At 72.7% G+C, this 18363-nt stretch carries 16 protein-coding genes; 3 read left to right on the plus strand and 13 right to left on the minus strand.

The features are described 5' to 3' along the window. The first annotated feature begins 79 nt into the window (after nt 1-79). On the plus strand, nt 80-1543 hold the full coding sequence (locus ACIPVB_RS15380) for a mannitol dehydrogenase family protein (protein WP_400370051.1): 1464 nt from the start codon (nt 80-82) through the stop codon (nt 1541-1543). A 39-nt stretch (nt 1544-1582) separates the two neighbouring features. Here the strand turns inward: ACIPVB_RS15380 and ACIPVB_RS15385 are convergent, their stop codons facing one another. From ACIPVB_RS15385 to ACIPVB_RS15420, 8 genes are all read right to left on the minus strand, one after another. Continuing rightward, entirely contained in the window at nt 1583-2710 is a 1128-nt protein-coding gene (locus tag ACIPVB_RS15385; RefSeq protein WP_400370052.1) for an alpha/beta hydrolase, read from the minus strand. Beyond that, nucleotides 2707-3621, minus strand: coding sequence for a hypothetical protein (locus ACIPVB_RS15390; protein ID WP_400370053.1), 915 nt, complete (start codon nt 3619-3621; stop codon nt 2707-2709). Before ACIPVB_RS15390 ends, ACIPVB_RS15385 begins: the two co-directional genes overlap by 4 nt. Beyond that, nucleotides 3618-4079, minus strand: a complete 462-nt coding sequence (locus ACIPVB_RS15395; RefSeq protein WP_400370054.1) for a hypothetical protein — start codon at nt 4077-4079, stop codon at nt 3618-3620. The genes ACIPVB_RS15390 and ACIPVB_RS15395 overlap by 4 nt, the downstream gene beginning before the upstream one ends. A gap of 21 nt (nt 4080-4100) precedes the next feature. Continuing rightward, nucleotides 4101-4697 carry a helix-turn-helix domain-containing protein gene (locus ACIPVB_RS15400; protein WP_400370055.1) on the minus strand — a complete coding sequence of 199 codons (597 nt, stop codon included), beginning with the start codon at nt 4695-4697 and terminating at the stop codon, nt 4101-4103. Nucleotides 4698-4961: 264 nt separating this feature from the next. Beyond that, nucleotides 4962-6614: an alpha-amylase family protein gene (locus ACIPVB_RS15405; protein WP_400370056.1), complete on the minus strand. Its 1653-nt coding sequence runs from the start codon at nt 6612-6614 to the stop codon at nt 4962-4964. A gap of 246 nt (nt 6615-6860) precedes the next feature. Continuing rightward, complete coding sequence (locus ACIPVB_RS15410) at nt 6861-7832, minus strand: LacI family DNA-binding transcriptional regulator (RefSeq protein WP_400370072.1); 972 nt, start codon at nt 7830-7832, stop codon at nt 6861-6863. Nucleotides 7833-8096: 264 nt separating this feature from the next. Beyond that, the gene (locus tag ACIPVB_RS15415; protein WP_400370057.1) at nt 8097-8984 is read right to left on the minus strand and encodes a hypothetical protein; all 888 of its coding nucleotides are present in this window, start codon (nt 8982-8984) and stop codon (nt 8097-8099) included. 50 nt (nt 8985-9034) lie between these two features. Next, nucleotides 9035-10405 carry an L-fuculokinase gene (locus tag ACIPVB_RS15420; protein WP_400370058.1) on the minus strand — a complete coding sequence of 457 codons (1371 nt, stop codon included), beginning with the start codon at nt 10403-10405 and terminating at the stop codon, nt 9035-9037. Nucleotides 10406-10488: 83 nt separating this feature from the next. Between ACIPVB_RS15420 and ACIPVB_RS15425 the strand changes: the two genes are divergently transcribed. Further along, nucleotides 10489-11703 carry an HAD-IA family hydrolase gene (locus ACIPVB_RS15425; RefSeq protein WP_400370059.1) on the plus strand — a complete coding sequence of 405 codons (1215 nt, stop codon included), beginning with the start codon at nt 10489-10491 and terminating at the stop codon, nt 11701-11703. Nucleotides 11704-11952: 249 nt separating this feature from the next. Here ACIPVB_RS15425 and ACIPVB_RS15430 read toward each other — a convergent pair whose 3' ends face one another. Continuing rightward, complete coding sequence (locus tag ACIPVB_RS15430; protein WP_400370061.1) at nt 11953-12198, minus strand: hypothetical protein; 246 nt, start codon at nt 12196-12198, stop codon at nt 11953-11955. A gap of 149 nt (nt 12199-12347) precedes the next feature. Here ACIPVB_RS15430 and ACIPVB_RS15435 point away from each other — a divergent pair, with 149 nt between their 5' ends. Further along, a complete protein-coding gene (locus tag ACIPVB_RS15435; RefSeq protein ID WP_400370063.1) occupies nt 12348-12701 on the plus strand; it encodes a hypothetical protein in 354 nt (117 codons plus the stop codon). Between the two features lie 6 nt (nt 12702-12707). On the opposite strand, the gene ACIPVB_RS15440 is transcribed toward ACIPVB_RS15435, so the two are convergent. The 4 genes from ACIPVB_RS15440 to ACIPVB_RS15455 all read right to left on the minus strand — a co-directional run bounded on the left by ACIPVB_RS15440 (nt 12708) and on the right by ACIPVB_RS15455 (nt 18263). Further along, nucleotides 12708-13421 carry a TetR/AcrR family transcriptional regulator C-terminal domain-containing protein gene (locus ACIPVB_RS15440; protein ID WP_400370065.1) on the minus strand — a complete coding sequence of 238 codons (714 nt, stop codon included), beginning with the start codon at nt 13419-13421 and terminating at the stop codon, nt 12708-12710. Nucleotides 13422-13594: 173 nt separating this feature from the next. After that, on the minus strand, nt 13595-16396 hold the full coding sequence (locus ACIPVB_RS15445; RefSeq protein ID WP_400370067.1) for an FAD-binding and (Fe-S)-binding domain-containing protein: 2802 nt from the start codon (nt 16394-16396) through the stop codon (nt 13595-13597). Beyond that, a complete protein-coding gene (locus ACIPVB_RS15450; RefSeq protein WP_400370069.1) occupies nt 16393-17424 on the minus strand; it encodes a 1-phosphofructokinase family hexose kinase in 1032 nt (343 codons plus the stop codon). The genes ACIPVB_RS15445 and ACIPVB_RS15450 overlap by 4 nt, the downstream gene beginning before the upstream one ends. Continuing rightward, complete coding sequence (locus ACIPVB_RS15455; RefSeq protein ID WP_400370071.1) at nt 17421-18263, minus strand: class II fructose-bisphosphate aldolase; 843 nt, start codon at nt 18261-18263, stop codon at nt 17421-17423. The genes ACIPVB_RS15450 and ACIPVB_RS15455 overlap by 4 nt, the downstream gene beginning before the upstream one ends. Between the last annotated feature and the right edge of the window lie 100 nt (nt 18264-18363).

Raw genomic sequence — 18363 nt, forward strand, 5'->3', positions numbered from 1 at the left:
ATCGCCGACACTCGTCGCTTCAGCACCCCTCGAAGCGACACATCCCGGCGACTCACGCGGCTCACACCACGGAGCCGCCATGACCGACCTCACCGCCGCCGCCCTCCCCTCCCTCGCGGCGAACGTCTCCGTCCCGACGTACGACAGGTCGGCCGTGCGCTCCCGCATCGTGCACTTCGGCGTGGGCGGTTTCCACCGCGCGCACGAGGCGATGTACCTCGACCGCCTACTGGAGGCCGGACACACCGACTGGGGCGTCTGCGGTGTCGGCGTGCTCACCTCCGACGCCGCGATGCGCGACGCCCTCGCCGCCCAGGACGACCTCTACACGCTCGTCACCACCGCGCCCGACGGTTCGTCCACGGCGCGGGTGGTCGGCTCGATCGTGGACTACCTGTTCGCGCCCGACGACCCCGAGGCCGTCGTCGCCAAACTCGCCCACCCCGACACCGCGATCGTCTCGCTCACCATCACCGAGGGCGGCTACGGCATCGACGACGTCTCCGGTGCCTACGCTCCGCGCGACGAAGCGACCCTCGCCGACCTCGACGGCTCGACGCCGCCGCGCAGCGTCATGGGGCTGCTGACCGAGGGGCTGCGACGACGGAGGGATGCCGGCATCCCGGCCTTCACCGTCATGTCGTGCGACAACATCCAGGGCAACGGCCACGTCGCCCGCGCGGCCCTCGTCGGGTTCGCCCAGCGGCGCGACCCCGCGCTGTCGGACTGGATCGCGGCGAACGCGTCGTTCCCGAACTCGATGGTCGATCGGATCACACCGGTCACCACCGACGAGACGCGCGACGCGGTCGCCGCCGAGTTCGGCATCGACGACCGCTGGCCCGTGCACTCGGAATCCTTCGCGCAGTGGGTGCTCGAGGACCGCTTCCCGGCCGGCCGGCCGCCCTTCGACGAGGTCGGCGTGCAACTGGTCGACGACGTCGAACCGTACGAGCTGATGAAGCTGCGCCTGCTGAACGCCTCGCATCAGGCGATGAGCTACCTCGGCATCCTCTCGGGCGCGCAGTACGTGCACGACGTGTGCACCGACCCGCTGTTCGTGGATTTTCTGCGGGGGTACATGCATGACGAGGCGGTTCCGACCCTGCGCCCGGTACCGGGGATCGACCTCGACGCGTACGGCGACCAGCTCATCGCGCGCTTCGGCAGCGAGGCGATCCGCGACACGCTCGCCCGCCAGGTGGTCGACGGCTCGGACCGGCTGCCGAAGTTCCTGCTGCCCGTCGTGCGGTCGCAGCTGGAATCGGGGGGACGGATCGACCACGCCGCCCTCGTGCTCGCGGGGTGGAGCGTCTTTCTCGAGGGGCGCACCGAGACCGGCGAGCCGACCCCCGCGGTGGACAGCCGCCTCGACGAGCTCCGGGTGATCGTGGCGACCGACCCGGCCGATCTGCTGCGGTACACAGCGGTCTTCGGCCAGCTCGGAGCAGACGGTCGATTGCGGGAGGCATTCCTGTCCGCGCGGGCGTCGCTGGCGGCGCACGGCGCCCGGGGAGCCATCGCCGCGGTGACCCGCGGCTGAGCCCCGGGGGCGACGTCGGGGACGACGCGCGACCCGGCGTCAGCGGGCCCGCAGGAAGCCCGTGATCGCGTCGTGGAAACGACGCGGATCCTGGTTGGCCTCGTTGCAGTGGCCGCTCGCGTCGAAGGCGACGAGCTCGACATCCGGATGCCGCGCGGCGTACGTCATCGACCCGGTCACCGGCACGACCGGATCGCGCAGGCTGTGCACGATCAGGGTCGGCACGGTCGGGGCCGATCGCGGTCCGTCCACCCAGTTCAACGCCCGGGCGTCGACGGCCTCGATCAGTCCCATCGCCCGCGCGCCGACGCGGCTGCCGAGCACCGCCAGCGCGGCCGTCCCGACCGAGGAGGGCAGGCGGGCGCCCGTGATCGCCCGGTCGACGATGCGGGTCCAATCCAGTGCCGGCGCGATGAGCACGAGGCCCGTGACCCTTTCGCGGTGGACCGAGTGCTCGAGGGCGAGCATCGCGATGGTCCCCCCCATCGACCACGCCACGAGCACGATCTCTCGCGCGCCGCGCGAGACGGCGTAGCCGATCGCGTCGTCCACGTCGCGCCACTCGCGCGTGCCGAGCGAGGAGGGCAGGGCGTCCGCGGGGGCGCACTCGTCGTCGCCGGCATACGACACCACGAGCGACATCCAGCCGGCGTCCGCCGACGCGGGGGCGGAGCGCAGGGCCCCGTGGCGGCTCGATCGCAGCCCGTGCACGTGGATGCTCCAGCGCCCGTCCGCGGCATCCGCATCGCCGATCTCCCACGCGTCGGCCGTGCCCCCGCGTTCGAGGGGGATCGCGACGTGCCGGGTGGGCCCGACGGCCTCGGGGCTGCCGACGCTCTGCGACGTCCAGGCGCCCGTGGCCTCGCCGTCGGAGAGGTGCGTGGGACGTTCGAGCAGGACCCGCTCGATCCGATCCCCGTCGTCGCGGACGATGTCGCCGACGACGAGGTGCGATCCGTCCGGGAGCCACATGCCGTACGTGCCCGGCTGCCGGCTGTCGGCGGTCGCGGCGACCGCGACGGTGTCCGCCGAGACGCGGATCGGCGTGTAGGTCTTCGCCGCGCGGGGGGCGATGAGGCGGCGCGCGACGTAGCCGCCGAGGGCGGCGTGAGCGGCGACGACGACGGCGCCGGCTGCGGCGGCACCGACGGTGAGGGATCGGATCATGGTCGGGCTCCCGAGAAGTCGCGGGTGAGGTGGACGTCGACGGCGTCGATGACGCGCCGTTCGGCGGTGTCGAGGGGGCGGGAGGTGGAGATGGCGTGGTCTTCCACCGCGACCCGCAGGGCGTGCAGGCGCGCATCGGTCCCGTCGCCCGGGACCGTCTCGCCGATCCCGCGGGTACGGGCGAGCGACTCGAGCTCGTCCAGCAGGGCCCCACCGCGGCGACGGATCGATGCGGTCGCGTACGACGCGCGCAGGATCCCGATGACGAAGGCCAGCACGCCGAGGTAGAACAACGGATCGAACAGGGCGCTGACGACGGCGTTCGCGGTGAAGAAGCGGGTGAGGGTCAGGTCGACGATCTCGCTCGCGCAGCCGATCACGATGCCGATCGCGCCGACGCGGAACCAGGGGCGCACGCCCGGCAGCGACCGGCGCGCCGACCTGCACAGCAGCACCCCCAGCGCGGCGATCCCCGCCATGTGGACCACGCCGTACACCCACGCGCCGGTCGAGGTGCGCACGGCATCTTCGATGAAGTGGAACGACGACGACCCCCGCTCGGGCAGAGCGACGAAGAACACCGCGGCGAACACCGCCGCCAGCAGTGCCGGAAGACCCCAGCGCAGCGTCCGCACGCGCGCCGTCAGCGGTGCCGTACCGGCGTGGATGCCGAGCCACAGCGCCACCATCGTGAGCACGTTCTGCACGAGCTTCAGGATGTTCGTCCCGCCCAGCAGCCCGTCCATCACCGGCAGCGGGATGAGCGTGCCCTGCGTCAGCAGCGCCACGGCGCCGATCACCGCCGCGAGCCAGGCGATCCGCGCCCGCGGCTGCCGTCGGGCGGTCCGTGCACGGGCGACGACGACCAGCAGCAGGGCCGCCAGCGCCACGTCGATGAGGACGACGGTCACCACGACGACTCGGCGACCCGCGGACCCGCGTAGCGCAGTCCGGCGATCCGGTGGGCGATGTGCTCGGCGACCAGCTCGGCCTCCGCCTCGGGCGACGACAGGCGGGGGTCGTCGTGCGGCGGGATCGACGAGCGCTCCCAGAACGCCCCGGCGCAGTGGGCGTCGTCGAGAAGATGCCCCAGCTCGTGCGAGGCGGCGAACTCGCGATACACGGCGGCATCCGCCGCACGGACGTGGATGCTGCCCTCGCCACGCTCGGGGAAGAACGTCACAAAACCCGTCAGGGTGCCCCATCCGGCCGTCTCGGTCTCTGCGACGATGCGCAGACGGATGCCGAGGGCGCCCTCGACCGCGCGGACGACCTGCTCGAAGGTCATTCCGGGGGCGAACCCCGCGCGCGCGACCGCGCGGTCGACCCGCGCGCGCACGCGCGCCATCGTCTCCTGCGTCTCGGTCACCGCGGTATCCCCATCCCTCGGTCAGGCGGCGGGCGTTCCACCGCGCAGCGATCGGGCGATGGCGCGCAGCGCGTCGGGCGACATCTGCCCGAGGGCGCGGAATTGGATGCTGCTCGCTCCCGCCGCGTGCATGGCGTCGCGCAGCTCCAGCTCGGCCTCGGTGCGATCGGTGATCGCCTCGTCGGTGTAGTCGGTCAGGTACTCCCCGGGGACGTCGGCCCAGTGCGCGATGAGTCGGAGGACCTCTTCGTCGAGGACGACGGTATTCGTCTCGGCGCCGAGCAGGGTGCGCGCGCCGTCGGCGAGGGGGGGATCGATGCCGGCGAGGTGCACGAGCAGGTCGGTCTCGCTCGAGCGTTGGGTGGCGACGAGGCGCCGGACGCGCTCGGCGAGGGGCCCGGCGGGCACCCGCATCTCGACGCGTCCCGCGGACTCGGGGCTCGCGACCTCTTCGGGCGTCACCCCGAGCGCCGCGGCGAGGGCTTCGAGATCGTTGGTGTTGTACGGCAGAGAGAAGCCGGCTCGGGATTGGTAGTAGCTCTTCGTCATTCCGGCGCGGCTGAGCAGCTCGCCGACGGTGAGCCCTTTGGCCCGCCGCAGGCGATCCACGTTCGCCACCACTCGACGTGAATACCGCGAGGGTGGTCCGACTGCGCCGCGACCCACGAGTCGATCCTAGGCGCACCACGGCGGCTGATCGTATATACGGGCCACGGACGGGTGCTATTTACGGAGGGCTGTGCTTTTATGGAACGGGGCCGCGCGCGGGGCAGACATGGGGGAAACCCCGCGGGGCGCGGGTCGGGCGCGCTGCCGCCCGACACCCCCGGGCGGCGGTCGCGGCACCATTGGGGGGTGCCGCGACCGTCCCCGTCCTCGCCGTCAGGCGATGCGCCGCTCCCCCGGCCGCAGCACCCTCCACCACCGATGCCCGTAGCCGTCGAGGGTCACGTCGAACCCGTCGCCGTCGAGGGCCTCGGGCCCCGGCGCGTCGTGGAGCAGGTCGACGATGCGCCAGCCCTCGGCATCCGCCCCCTCGATGCGCAGTCGGAAGGTGCGCCCGTCGGGGGCGAAGTTGTGCACGGCGACGAGCATGCCCAGCTCGCTGGTGACGGAGTGGGCCAGCACGCACGGGTGCGGTTGCTCCAGGATGCCGAACTCCCCCCAGCCGATCTCGGGCGACGCCCGGTAGTGGCGCACCAGGTTCTGCACGAACCGCAGCATCGATTCGGGGTCGCGCCGCTGCTGCGCGACGTTGACGTGCTCGGGCCCGAACCCCCCGGGAACGACGTCCGCGATGAGATCGGTCGCGACCGAGAATCCCGCATCGGCCTCGCCGGTCCACTGCATGGGCGTGCGCACGGCGGCCCGGCTGCCCGAGATCGACGGGTTCTCGCCCATGCCGATCTCTTCGCCGTAGTAGAGCACCGGCGCCCCGGGGATCGAGAACATCAGGCTGTAGACCATGCGGATACGCCGGGGGTCGCCCTCGAGCATCGAGGGAAGCCGCCGCGTGATCCCGCGACCGTGGATGCGCTGCCCCTCGTCGGGGGCGAAGGCGGTGAAGACCTCGTCGCGTTCGTCGTCGCTCAGCTGGTCGAGCGTGAGCTCGTCGTGATTGCGCACGAAGTTGCCCCACTGGTTGCCGCGCGCGATCCGGGGACGCGACAGCAGCGCGTCGCGCAGCGGCGAGGCGTCCTGCCGGGCGAGCGCGAGGTAGAGCCGCTGGTTGGCGACGAAGTCGAACTGCATGGTGAGCTCGTCGCCGTCGGCGTCGCCGAAGAAGCGCATCTGCTCCTCGTACGGCAGGTTCACCTCGCCGAGCATCATGGCGTGGCCGCTCCGACGCGACACATACCCGCGCAGGGTGCGGAGGAAGTCGTGCTCGGGGCCGTCGTCGCCGTCGATGAGGTGGGGCACGGCATCCACACGGAAACCGTCGATGCCGAGCTCGAGCCAGAACCCGATGACCTTCGCGATCTCTTCGCGCACCTCGGGGTGGTCGGTGGCGAGGTCGGGCTGGTGCCGGTAGAACGAGTGCTTGTAGTACTGCCCCGCGGTGTCGTCGAAGAACCAGGTGCCGTCCTCGACGTCGGGGAACATGCTCTCGGGGGCGTCGGCGGGCACCTCATCGCGCCACTGGTAGAAGTGGCGGTATCGGCTGTCGGGGCTCGTGCGTGCCTCTCGGAACCACGGATGCCGATCGGAGGTGTGGTTCAGCACGAGGTCGACGATCACCCGCATGCCGCGGTCGTGCGCGGTGCGCAGCACCTCGACCATGTCACCGAGCGAGCCGTAGCGCGGATCGACGCCGTAGTAGTCCTCGATGTCGTAGCCGTTGTCGCGCTGCGGCGAGGGGTAGAAGGGCGCGAGCCAGAGGCAGGTGACACCGAGCTCGGCCAGGTGGTCGAGCCGCTGGGCGAGACCGCGCAGGTCGCCGACGCCGTCGTCGTCGGCGTCGAGGTACGTCTTGACGTCGAGGTTGTAGAAGACGGCGGTCTTCCACCACAGGTCGCTGGTGTCGGTCAGCCTCACGATGCCGCCCCCGTCCGGGCGGCGGTGCGGCGTTCGGTGTGCGGGGAGGTCGTCATCGGAGCCCTCTTCTCGGGAGCGGTGGCGTGCGTGACCCTTTCTACCGGGCGCACCCCTCCGCGGGCGGGCTCTTGCGTCGTCCGGTGCCCCGTGCTCGCCCCGCGCGAGTCGCCACGGATCGTCGCCTGCGGGCCGCCGTCGGCGACGATTCCCGGCACCTCACGCGGGGGGCGGGGGCGGGAGCGGAGGTCAGAGCGCGCAGGACTCGCGCTCGACGAGCGAGACGTCGATCACCGTCACCTCGTCGAGCCCGAGGCCCGCGTCGGGCTGCAGGCGAGCGAAGATGCGCTCGGCGGCGAGCGCACCGATGCGCCGCGGGTCCTGGTCGACCACCGTCACGGCGGGCGTCAGCGTGTCCGCCATCGGGAAGTCCCCGAACCCGACGAAGGGCAGCGCCTGCCCGCGCAGCACGTGGGCGAGCGCCATCGACGATCGCGCGTTGGCCGAGAACAGGGCGGTGGGCGCGTCGGCGAGACGGCTCAGCCGGTCGAGGGCGGATGCCGCAGAGGCCCGGTCCGAGATACGGGAGGCCACGAGCTCGTCGTCCGCCTCGATCCCCGCGTCGCGCAGGGCTCGCCGCCACCCCTCGAGTCGCTTCACCTCGGTGGACAGGTGCACCATGTCGCCGAGGTAGGCGATGCGACGGTGACCGTGCGAGAGCAGGTGGGTCGTGGCCAGGTGCGCCCCCGCCTCGTCGTTCTCGGTGAAGGTGTCGGTGACCAGGCCCACGGGCGCGCGGTCGACGAAGACGATCGGGGTGTGCCCGCGCCAGCGCTCGAGCCACGAGTGGTCGGTGCCGACCGGGGCGATCACCAGGCCGGTCAGCTGCCGGCCGAGCAGGGATTCGAGCACGGGCTTCTCGTCGCCGGGGTCTTCGCCCAGGCTCGTCACGAGGGTCGAGAGCCCGTGCCGGCGCGCGGTGTCCTCGACCGCGCGGGCGATGGCGGCGAAGAACGGGTCGACGACGTCGGGGACGGCCACGCCGATCACCGAGGCGCGGCCCGCCCGGAACGTGGTGGCCAGGGCGTTCGGCACGTAGTTGAGCTCGCGCATCGCCGCCTCGACCAGCGCGCGGGTATCGGGCAGCACGTGGGGGTCGTCGTTGAAGACCCTCGACACGGTCTTCGTACTCACCCCGGCGCGCTGGGCGACGTCGCGCATGGTGGTCACGAGACACCTCCGGGGTGTGGGCGGGCGAGGGCTTCGACGTGCAACCCTATCCGGCGGGTGGACGCGGCCGATCGCGAGCGTTCTCGGGGCGATGTCGGGCGAGCGCGCCCGGACGGATCGCGCACCCCGCCTTCGAGGCGACCCCCGGCCCGCCCGGCACCGCGGCATCCGTCTCCCGCGCTCGCCCGCGCAGAGTCCGCCCGACGCGAGCCGGGCGCGACCGCCGGATCGACCCGGCGCCGGGCGGGCGTCATGTCAGCGCCCGTCGACCGCGTCCGCGAGTTCGCGCAGGCGCGGCAGCGCGCGGCCCGAGAGCAGCTCCTCGCGGCGGTCGGCGTCGATCGAGAGGCTGTCCTTCCACAGCGACCGGCCGGCCATCGCGCCCGAGGCGCCGTTCGCGACGGCCGTGCGCACCTGCTCGATGAAGGTCTCGTGGTCGACACCGGCCGACAGCACGGCCCACGGCACGCCCTGGGCGGCCTCGGTCACCCGCGCGCTGGCCTCGGCCGAGCCGGGGTACTGCAGCTTGAGGATCTTCGCGCCGCACGCGACGGCGAGGGCGGCACCATCGACGACGAGGTCCGCGAACTTCGCCTGGTACTCCTCGTCGCTCTCGCCCTCGAGCTGGTAGGTGAGCAGCTCGACGATGAGCAGCAGCCCCTCCTCGTCGCACGCCGTCACCAGATCGCGGATCTCGTGCGCGACGCGGGAGTCGGCATCCTGCTTGTCGGGGCGGGTGTACCAGAGCATCTTGGCCACGTCAGCGCCCTGCTCTCGGATGGAGTGCGGCGTGGTACCGGGGACGTAGCGCGTGTACTTGAGGCCGTCGACCGTCTCGGCGCCGGAGGCGTCGAGACCGACGACGAGGGCGGTGTCACGGGCGAGCACGCCGTCGTCGACGATCTGCGGCAGGGCCACCTCGGGGTCGAGCAGGATCGCGGGCGCGTGGTTGGCGAGGTGGCGCACGAGGTCGGCCTTCACCTCGGCGAGCTCCTCACGCGAGATGGCGTCGGAGCCGTGGGGGGCGTCCTTGATAGCCGCCTTCATGCCGTTGCGCTGGTCGGCGGCGACGATCAGCATGTGGCCGTCGGGGGTGCTGATGGACTGGAGCGCGCGGCGCTCGATCGTGGTGAGTGCGTTCATGATCTCTCTTCTCTGGGATTCGTCCGCGTCGTCCGGCGCGGGTGGTCTGGTCAGGAGGGGACGGATGCCGTGACGAGGCGCCGCGCCACGTCGGCGGCTGCGTACGCGACGTCCTGCTCGCGGGTGGACAGGGACGGATTCGGCAGCACCTCCGCGCGGGCGCGGCGGACGCCGGCCATACCCGCCCACCCGCCGGTGAGGGTGGAGTGCGTGGCCGGGGCCACTTCGCTGTCCATCGCGGCGATGAGGTGCGCGACCTCGTCGTTGCTGTGCCGCAGCACGGCGCCGAAGATCTCGGCGGGGCTCGCCTCGGCGTGCAGGGTCAGGCGCAGGACGCCGTCGTCGTTGCGGGCGCCGGCGACCTCGATCGCCCCGGCCGGCAGCTCGCCCTCGTAGGGCAGGGCCATCACGGCCGCGTCGAGCGCATCGCGCCCCGTCCGGTCGGTGATGCCGGCGGCGTGCAGCACGCGCCGCAGCAGCAGTCCCGTCTTGACCCCGGCCACGAGCACGTGCTGTCCGGGGACGACGTGGCGGACCTCGTTGATGAGCGCGTCGGCGAGGCGGCGGCGGGCGTCGTAGCCGAGGGGCTCGTCGAGCACGCGCAGCAGCACCTCGGCGGTGCCGAGCGAGACGTGGTAGCCGTCGGCATCCAGCGTGCCGTTGGCCTGGGCGGCGACGAGGTGGTCGTGACCGGCGACGGTGAGGGCTGCGCCGGCGAGGCGGGGACCGAAGGCGGTGGATGCCGTACCCCAGGGCAGTCCGCCCCCGCGCAGCGGCGGGAGGAGGTCGGCGTCGACGCCCAGCGCGTCGAGCATCTCGGGCCAGGCGGCACCGGAGTCCTGGTCGAGGAGTCCCGTGCGCGAGGCGAGGGACAGCTCCAACGCGACGTCGCCGCCGAATGCGGCCACGACGAACTCGGGCAGGTCGAGCCAGCGCAGGCCCGTCAGGGTGGTGCCGTGGTCGCGCAGCCACGCGAGCTTGGCGACGCTCACCTGCGCGCCGAGGGGGAGGCCGGTGCGTCCCGCGAACTGCTCGCGGACGTGGGCGGGCAAGGAGGCGATCTGCTCCCCGCCGCGCGGATCGAACCAGGCGAAGCCGGGGGCGACGGGCGCGCCGTCCGCGTCGACGAGGATCCCGGTCTCGCCCATTCCGGCGACGGCGAGCGAGGCCAGGGGCTGCGTCGAGACCGGGGCGAGTTGAGCGTCGACGAGGTCGATGAGACTCTGCACCGCGACGAGCAGGTCGGCGGCGTCGAGGTCGGTCGTGCCGCCCACCCCGGCGCGCCACGGCGTCGGCACCTGAGCGCCGGCGATCTCGCGACCGTCGTCATCGAGGACGAGCATCTTGATCCCCGTGCTGCCGAGGTCGATCCCCGCATGGAGGCGCACGGTGCCCGTCGTCATGTCACCGGTGTCTCGCATGAGCGGCCATCCTTTCCGGAACTTCTTCCAGTCCCGGGAAATCAAGCATGACACCGGTGACTTGCTACGACTATGGTGAGGGTATGCCGTCGCCGTGTCAAATACCTCGATCGCTCGCCGTCGTCGTCGCCGGGCCCGCCGGAAGCGGCAAGAGCACACTGGGCCGGCGGCTCGCCGAAGAGCTCGGCGCCCCCCTCGTCGACCTCGACAGCGTCACCACGCCCCTGCTCGATGCGCTGCCCCCCGCCGCCCTCGACGGGCACTGGCTGACCTCCCCCCACGCCGCCGCGATCCGCGCCGGCCGTTACGCGGCGCTGCGCGCGACGGCCGCCGATGCGCTGTCGACGGCGGGCCGGGTCGTGGTGGTGGCCCCCTTCACGTCCGAGCTCACCGGCGGTGGCGAATGGCACGCCCTCGTCGCGGCGCTCTCCCCCGCCGCACCGCACGTCGTCCACGTCGACGGAGACCCGGCCGTCCTGGCCTCCCGCCGCGCCTCACGCGGGGCGACCCGCGACGCGCACCGCCCCGAAACACCGCCCGCCACCCCGGCGATCCCGGTGATCGCGGTCGACGCGGAGCTCTCGACCTCCCAGCAGCTCTCCCGCGTCCTGCCCGCGCTCGGCATCCGTCGACCCGTCGACGCCGACGCCGCGGTCTTCGCGCGCGAGTTCGACGCCGTGCTCTTCGACCTCGACGGCACCCTCGTCGACTCCACGGCATCCGTCGTCCGATCCTGGCGCCGCTTCGCCGATCACTTCGGCGTCTCGATGCAGGCCCTCCACGCCAACCACGGCCAGCCCGCGCGCACGCTGATCGGCCTGCTCCTGCCCGCCGGTCGTCACGCCGAGGCGCTCGCGCACGTCACGCACCTCGAGGTGGCGGATGCCGTGGGACTGTCCCCCGTCCGCGGCGCCGTCGAGTTCTTCGCGTCGGTACCGACCGACCGCCGGGCCATCGTCACCTCGGGATCCGTTCCCATCGCCAGCGCGCGCCTGGCCGCGGCCGGATACGACCGACCCGCGGTGTTCGTCACCGTCGACGACGTCGAGAGGGGCAAACCCGACCCCGAACCGTTCCTGTTGGCGGCCGCACGTCTCGGCGCCGCACCCCGACGCTGCCTCGTCGTCGAAGACGCCCCCGCCGGCATCGCCGCCGCCCGGGCGGCGGGATGCGCCGTGCTCGCACTGACGGGGACGACCGCCGACGAGGAGCTCGCCGCCGACCTCGTCGTCGACGGATTGGATGCCGTCCGCCTCGAGGTCACGGCATCCGGGGCCCTTCGGCTCGCACCGGCCTGAGTCGTCGCCGCCGATCCCGGGCGGTCCCGGACCGCACTCACCGTCAGGTCATCGACGCTTGCGCGCGCGACGCAGTTGCTCGCCCTGATGACGCTGCTGCTTGCGCATCTTCTTGGCGACGAAGCCGAGGATGAACGGGAGGATTCTCATGAACATGACGGAGCTCTTTTCGTGTGCGGCGAATCGTTGTCACCCTGTAGACGCGGGGGCGACCGGAAACGTCACGCCGACGCCGACATCGGACCGCGCTCACGCCCGTTCCTCCCAGGCGCGCAGAGCGTGACGCTCGGCAGCGGTGGCGGGCCAATCCTCGATGACCGCGTTGACGTACCAGACCCCGCCGACGGCGTAGCCCCACGTTCGGAACGGGCGGCCCATCTTCCGCGCCACCCGCCTGGCGGTCTGGCACCACTGGTCCGCATCGGCCTGCGTGGCGCAGGCGGCGAAGGCCCGACCGGATCGTTCGAGGTCGAAGGCGGTGACGGCGGTGTCCACCTTTACAGTGTAAGTCATGCTCGTGCTTACGGCGTAAGGTGGACGTGTGGGAGCAGATGTCCCCGGAGTGGGACCGGTACAGCGGACGACACCCGACCCCGCGTGAACCCGGATGACCTCGTGCCCCGCGTCGAAAGGAGCTGTGGACCATGGCCAGGGAAGATGCCCGTGATCTGCTGTCGAACATCCTCGACCGCTGCGCCGCCACGGACGCCCCCTTCTGGGAGGTGAGCGCCCAGGAGCGGGCGCAGGTCGCACGTCGCTTCGGTTCCCCGGGCGTGGTGACGCGCCTGGGCCGGGACTCGGACGAGAAGCAGCGCACCGCCGCCGCAGACCTCTTCCTCGCGACGGCGCTGCTGGCCGAGATCGCGGTCGAGTTCGCGCAGCAGTCCCGCACTCACGCCCACCGGTCCGAAGCCGTGGTCGCGATCCAGAAGCGGGTGAACGATCTGCTCGGACACGGCGACGCGGGTGACCCGGCCGCGGTGATGGGCGCGGACTGAGGCCGCCTACTGGGACAGCTGTCGGTCCAGACGGTCCAGGAGCGACTCGAGCGCCTCTTCGAATTCGTCCTCGGAGCGGTCCTCGCTGAGCAGACCGCGCAGACGGCGCACGTGAGGCGTCGCGGCGAGATCCCGCTCGGCGTCGCCCTGCGGGATGTCGGCTCCCCCTTCGTCCAGGGGCTCCCCCTCCGGCGAGGTGTCGGCACCGCGCACCGCGGATTCCAGCAGCAGGTTCCCCAGCAGGAAACTGCTGAACGAGCGGTAAGCCGCGACCGCCTGCTCCTCGTCGAACCCGAAACCGATCATCGCTCCGAGGAACCGTTCCACCACCTCGACGCTCCGCAGCGGAGGGCGCAGCCACGGGGCCGCCGGGTGGCGCGTGGCCACGAGGGGGAACGCCTGCGGATGCTCCACGGCGATGCGACGGACCTCGTGGGCGGCGACCTGCAGGTATTGCTGCCAGTGATTGTCCTCCGCCACGGCGAGCGCGCCGGTGAGCCCCCGCATGAGCAGGTCCACGACGCCCTCCAGGAGGTCCTCGCGGCCGTTCACATAGCGATAGAGCGACATCGCCTCGACGCCGAGCGCTCGGCCCAGCTGCCTCATCGACAGGTCGTTCAGGCCCCGCTCATCGATCAACGACAACGCCGCCTCGAGGATCACATCCCGATTCAGTCGACCGGCGGTCGTTCGGGCAGTCCCCACGATGTTCTCGACCATGACCTTCTCCCCGTGCGTAGAAGTCCATGGTGGCCCACGCCGTCCGCCCGCGGCGGCTGCTTGCACCCCCGTGCGCCCGTGAGGTACCTCCGCTCCACCGGCAGCGGGGCGGGACGACGTCGCGCGAGAACCGCGGCATGCGCGCCGATCGAGGCCCGGCGGATCGCCGCGGGCTACCGCGTCGCCCGCTCCAGGAGCTCCAGCACGTGCTCGTAGGCCTCACCGGTCGCCCGGGACATACCCAGTTCGCACGTCCGGTTGCACGAAGCGTGCGCGTCGGCCCGCCACCCCGCCACCTCCGCCGCCTCGGCGACGGTGGCCGCCGCGGTGAGTTCGGGGTGCAGCATGCCGCGATCGCCCGCGTAGGCGCAGCATCCCCACGCATCCGGAACCCGCACCTCGCGCGCGACCGCCGCACCCACCGTCCGCAGCGCCGGGTCTATCCCCTGCTGCGTCGAGGAACAGGTCGGGTGCAGCGCCAGCACATCCGCCACCGGCGACGGCGTCAGCACCGGAAGGAGAGCGGATGCCGCGAAAGCCACGGCATCCACGACCCTCACGCCCTCGTCGCGCAGCGTCGCCGCGAACCCTTCGGTGCAGCTCGACGCGTCGCACACCACGGGGAGGGCGCCGTCGCGCGTGGCCTCGCGGACCGCCGCGCGCACGCGCGCCGACATCGTCGCCTGCCCCTTCGCGTAGCCCTTCGACGACCAGGGCGTTCCGCAGCACAGCGCATCGATCCCGTCGGGCACGATCGCGGCGACCCCGGCACGCGCGAGCAGACGGACGAACGCCTCGGTCGCGCCGACGCCGTCCGCCGCCGGGCCGAACATGCTGCCCACGCACGCGGGCAGGAACACCGCGCTCGGCTCGACATCCGCGGCGCCGACGACCGAGCCCAGCGAGCGCCGCGAGGGCCCGCCCCCGGGCAGTTCCGCCGAGTACCGCGGCACGGTGTCGGTCCCGAGCACCGCGCGGGCGGCATCCGTCACCGTCCGCACGGCCGGCGTCGGCAGAGCCGAGGCCACGGACAGCGCCGCAGACCCCGCGCGCGTCACCGCGCCCCATCCCGTCGCCGCCGCGGACCACCCCGCGGCCAGGACCGGGTTGGCCTCCTCTCGACGAAAGCGCTTCATGAGCGCCCCGGTGTTGATGAGCACCGGGCACGCCGTCTGACACATGCCGTCGACCGCGCACGTCTGCACGCCGTCGTAGTCGTAGTCCTTCTCGAGCTCGGCGACCAGGGCGCCGTCGCCGCGCTCGCGGGCGGCGGTCGACGCGCGCCTGACGACGATCCGCTGGCGCGGGGTGAGGGTGAGCGACCGGCTCGGACACACCGGCTCGCAGTACCCGCACTCGACGCACCGGTCGGCCTCGGGCTCGATCGTCACCGGGGTCTTGAGGTTGCGCAGGTGCGCACCCGGGTCGTCGTCGATGATCACCCCCGGGTTCAGGATGCCGCCCGGGTCGAGCAGGCGCTTGAGCTCGACCATCACCTCGTACAGCTCGTCGCCGTACTGCCGGTGCACGTACGGCGCCATCGCGCGTCCGGTGCCGTGCTCGGCCTTGAGGTTGCCGCCCGCGTCGAGCACGAGGTCGACCATCGCGTCGGTGAAGCCCTCGAAGCGGCCGAGCGCTTCCGCGCCCTCGAAGCGGTCGGTGAGCATGAAGTGGATGTTGCCGTCCTTGGCGTGCCCGAAGATGACACTGTCGGCGTAGCCGTAGCGGGCGAACAGCTCCTGGAGCCCGCCGCACGTATCGGCGAGGCGCTCGACGGGAACGACGACGTCTTCGAGCAGGGCCGTCGTGCCGCTCGGCCGGGCACCGGCGACCGAGGCGTACAGGCCCTTGCGGAAGGTCCACGCGGCGGTGCGCTGCGCGGGGTCGCTCGAGAAGACGGCGGGCGCGCGCAGATCCTCCGCGGCGAGCACCGCGGCGCCCCGAGCGGCGAGCTCCCCGAGAGCGTCGACGTCGTCCGCGTGATATTCCACCAGCAGCGCCGCCTGCGTCGTGGCGTCGAAGCCGTGGATGGCGGCGGGCGTCCCGGCCAGACGCTGGCCGACGCGGAGGGACGTGGCATCCATCAGCTCGAGCGTCGCCGCGCCCGTCGCCACGAGCGCGGGAAGCGAGCGGGTGGCGGCGTCCAGCGTCGGGAACACCGCGAGCGTCGTCGCGATCGCGGGGCGGATCGGGACCGTGCGAAAGGTCGCCTCGGCGACGAACGCGAGCGTGCCCTCCGAGCCCACGACGAGATGCGCGAGGAGCGCGGCCGGGGTGTCGAAGTCCAGGAACGCGTTGAGGGCGTACCCCATGGTGTTCTTCATCGTGAACTGCCGTTCGATGAGCGCGACGCTCGCGGCATCGGCCACGACGCGGGAGCGCAGGCGCATCAGCCCCTCGACCAGGGCCGGTTCGCGCTCCTGCAGCAGGCGGTCGGCATCGGGCGCAGCCGTGTCGACGACGGTCCCGGATGCCAGCACCAGCACGAGTCCCTCGAGGGTGCGGTACGCGTTCTCCACCGTCCCGCACGCCATGCCGCTGGAGTTGTTCGCCACGACCCCGCCGATCGTGCAGGCGGCCTCGCTGGCCGGATCGGGCCCGAGACGGTGCCCGTGCCGCAGCAGGCGCGCGTTGACCTGGCGCACCGTGGCCCCGGGCTGCGAGCGCACCCGGCGACCACCGTCGAGCACGTCGATGCGTCCGAAGCCCTGCCGCACATCGACGAGCAGCCCCGCGCCCGACGACTGGCCCGACAGACTCGTCCCGCCCGAGCGGAACGTGACGGGGGTACCGGATGCCGTGGCCCCCCGCAGGATCGCACCGACCTCCTGCGCGTCGGCGGCGATCACCACGGCATCCGGGGTCAGAAGGTAGTGCGAGGCGTCGTTGGCGTACGCGACGCGATCGATCGCGCGGGTGCGAATGCGCGACACGTCGCCGACGGCCATGGTGATCTCGGGGGCGACGGTGCTCATGCGGTCTCCGGAACGAAGCGGGTCGTCGACGAAGCCTCGCCCTCCGGGGTGAGCACCCGCGTGAGCTCCGGCGCGGTGTCGACGAGGGCGCGGATGCCGAACGGCGGCCCCGCCACGACGGTCGAGGCGTGCGCGACGGCGTGCGCTCCCCATTCCGCGGCGCTCGCGGCGGCGATCGCGAGCGGGTCGGCTCCCGCGGCGGATGCGCCCGGCGCCCGGGTGAGTCCGAGCAGGAATCCCGCGAGAGCAGCATCGCCGGCGCCGGCGGTGTTGGCGACGAAGGGGGCGTCGGCGCGCGCGAACACCGCGCGATCCGCGCTCACGGCGAGCAGCCCGTCGACCCCCATGCTCGCGAGCACCGTCGTCACCCCCCGGCGGACGATCTCGCGCGCCGCGACGACGACCTCGCCGAGGGTCTCGAGCGGACGACCGACGGCCGCGGCGAGCTCGTCGACGTTGGGGGTGAGCAGGTCGATGCCGGCCGGATCGGCCAGAAGCGCGTCGAGGGCCGCACCGCTCGTGTCGACGGCGATCCGGGCACCGAGTTCGCGCGCGAGGGTCCGCACGGCCCCGAGGTCGACGAGCGCACCCGTCCCGGCGAGTTCGGGCAGGCTCCCCGAGATGACGAGCCACGCGTCGCCGCGGGTCGACAGCTCCTCGCGCAGCGCCAAGACCGTGGCATCCCACGCGGCGGCGGACAACGGCGGAGTGGGGGCGTTGACCTTCGTCGTCGACCCGGCCGCGTCGATGATCGACGTGTTCACCCGCGTCGCCCCGGGCACCTCGACGATGCGCAGCAGCGGCGCGGTCGACCCGCAGCGGGCGAAGCGCACGTCGTCGGCGCCCAGCACCACGACCGCGGCGGTGTCGGCCCCGCCGGCGGCGAGGGCCGCGCAGACGTTGACGCCCTTGCCGCTGACCTCGCGCGTGTAGCTCTCGGCGCGGGCGAAGGTCCCCGGGCGCACGGCGTCGACGCGGTAGGTCGCGTCGATCGCTCCGGCGGCGGTGAGGGTGACGATGCGGGTCACGCGCGGACCTCCGAGACGACGCGGCCGGTGATCACGCCGAGCAGGCGGTGCACTTCGCCGGCCACCGCCGCGCGGCCGGGCGAGAGCCAGCGGCGGGGGTCGACGGCATCCGGATCCCGCTCCAGCTCATCGCGGACGGCCGCGGTGAGCACGGTGTTCAGGTGCGTGCCGATGTTGATCTTGCGCATGCCCGCGCGGATGGCGCCGTCGATCCCCTGATCGGCGACACCGCTCGAGCCGTGCAGCACGAGGGGCACCGGAAGTTCTGCGGCCAGCCGCGCGATGAGGTCCTCGTCGAGGGTCGCGCTGCGCTCGCGCATCGCGTGCTCGCTGCCGACGGCCACGGCCAGGGCGTCGACCCCGGTGTCCGCGACGAAGCGCACGGCCTCGGCGACGTCGGTCCGCACGCCCGGGGCGTGTGCTTGCTTGCCGCCGATCTCGCCGAGCTCGGCCTCGATCCAGGCGCCGGCCGCGTGCACCCTGGCGGCGACGGCGGCGGTGCGCTCGAGGTTCTCGGCATCCGTCAGATGGGCGGCGTCGAACATGACGGAACGGAGGCCGACGGCCAGGGCCTCATCGACCAGCGGCTCATCGGTGGCGTGGTCGAGGTGGACGACGACGTCGACGCGGGCGGCGTCGGCGAGGCGCAGCGCGGCGGTCGCCGCGGGGGCGAGTCCGCCGTGGAACGCGATGGCGTTCTGCGACAGCTGCAGGATCACTCCGGTCCGGGCGGCCTCGGCCCCGGCGACGATGGCCTCGGCCACCTCGAGGGTGATGAAGTTGAAGGCCCCGACCGCGCGGTGCGCGGCGAGCAGGGCGGGCATGTCGGCCAGCGGCACGGCGGTGTCTCTCTCTCCGCGCGCGGCGCGGCCAGGTGAGCCGCGTGAGTCGCCGGTTTTCGTCGCTTCGAGGGGTGCTGAAGCGACGAGTGTCGGCGAC

The sequence above is a fragment of the Microbacterium sp. NPDC090007 genome (genome assembly GCF_044748345.1).
Lineage (GTDB): Bacteria > Actinomycetota > Actinomycetes > Actinomycetales > Microbacteriaceae > Microbacterium.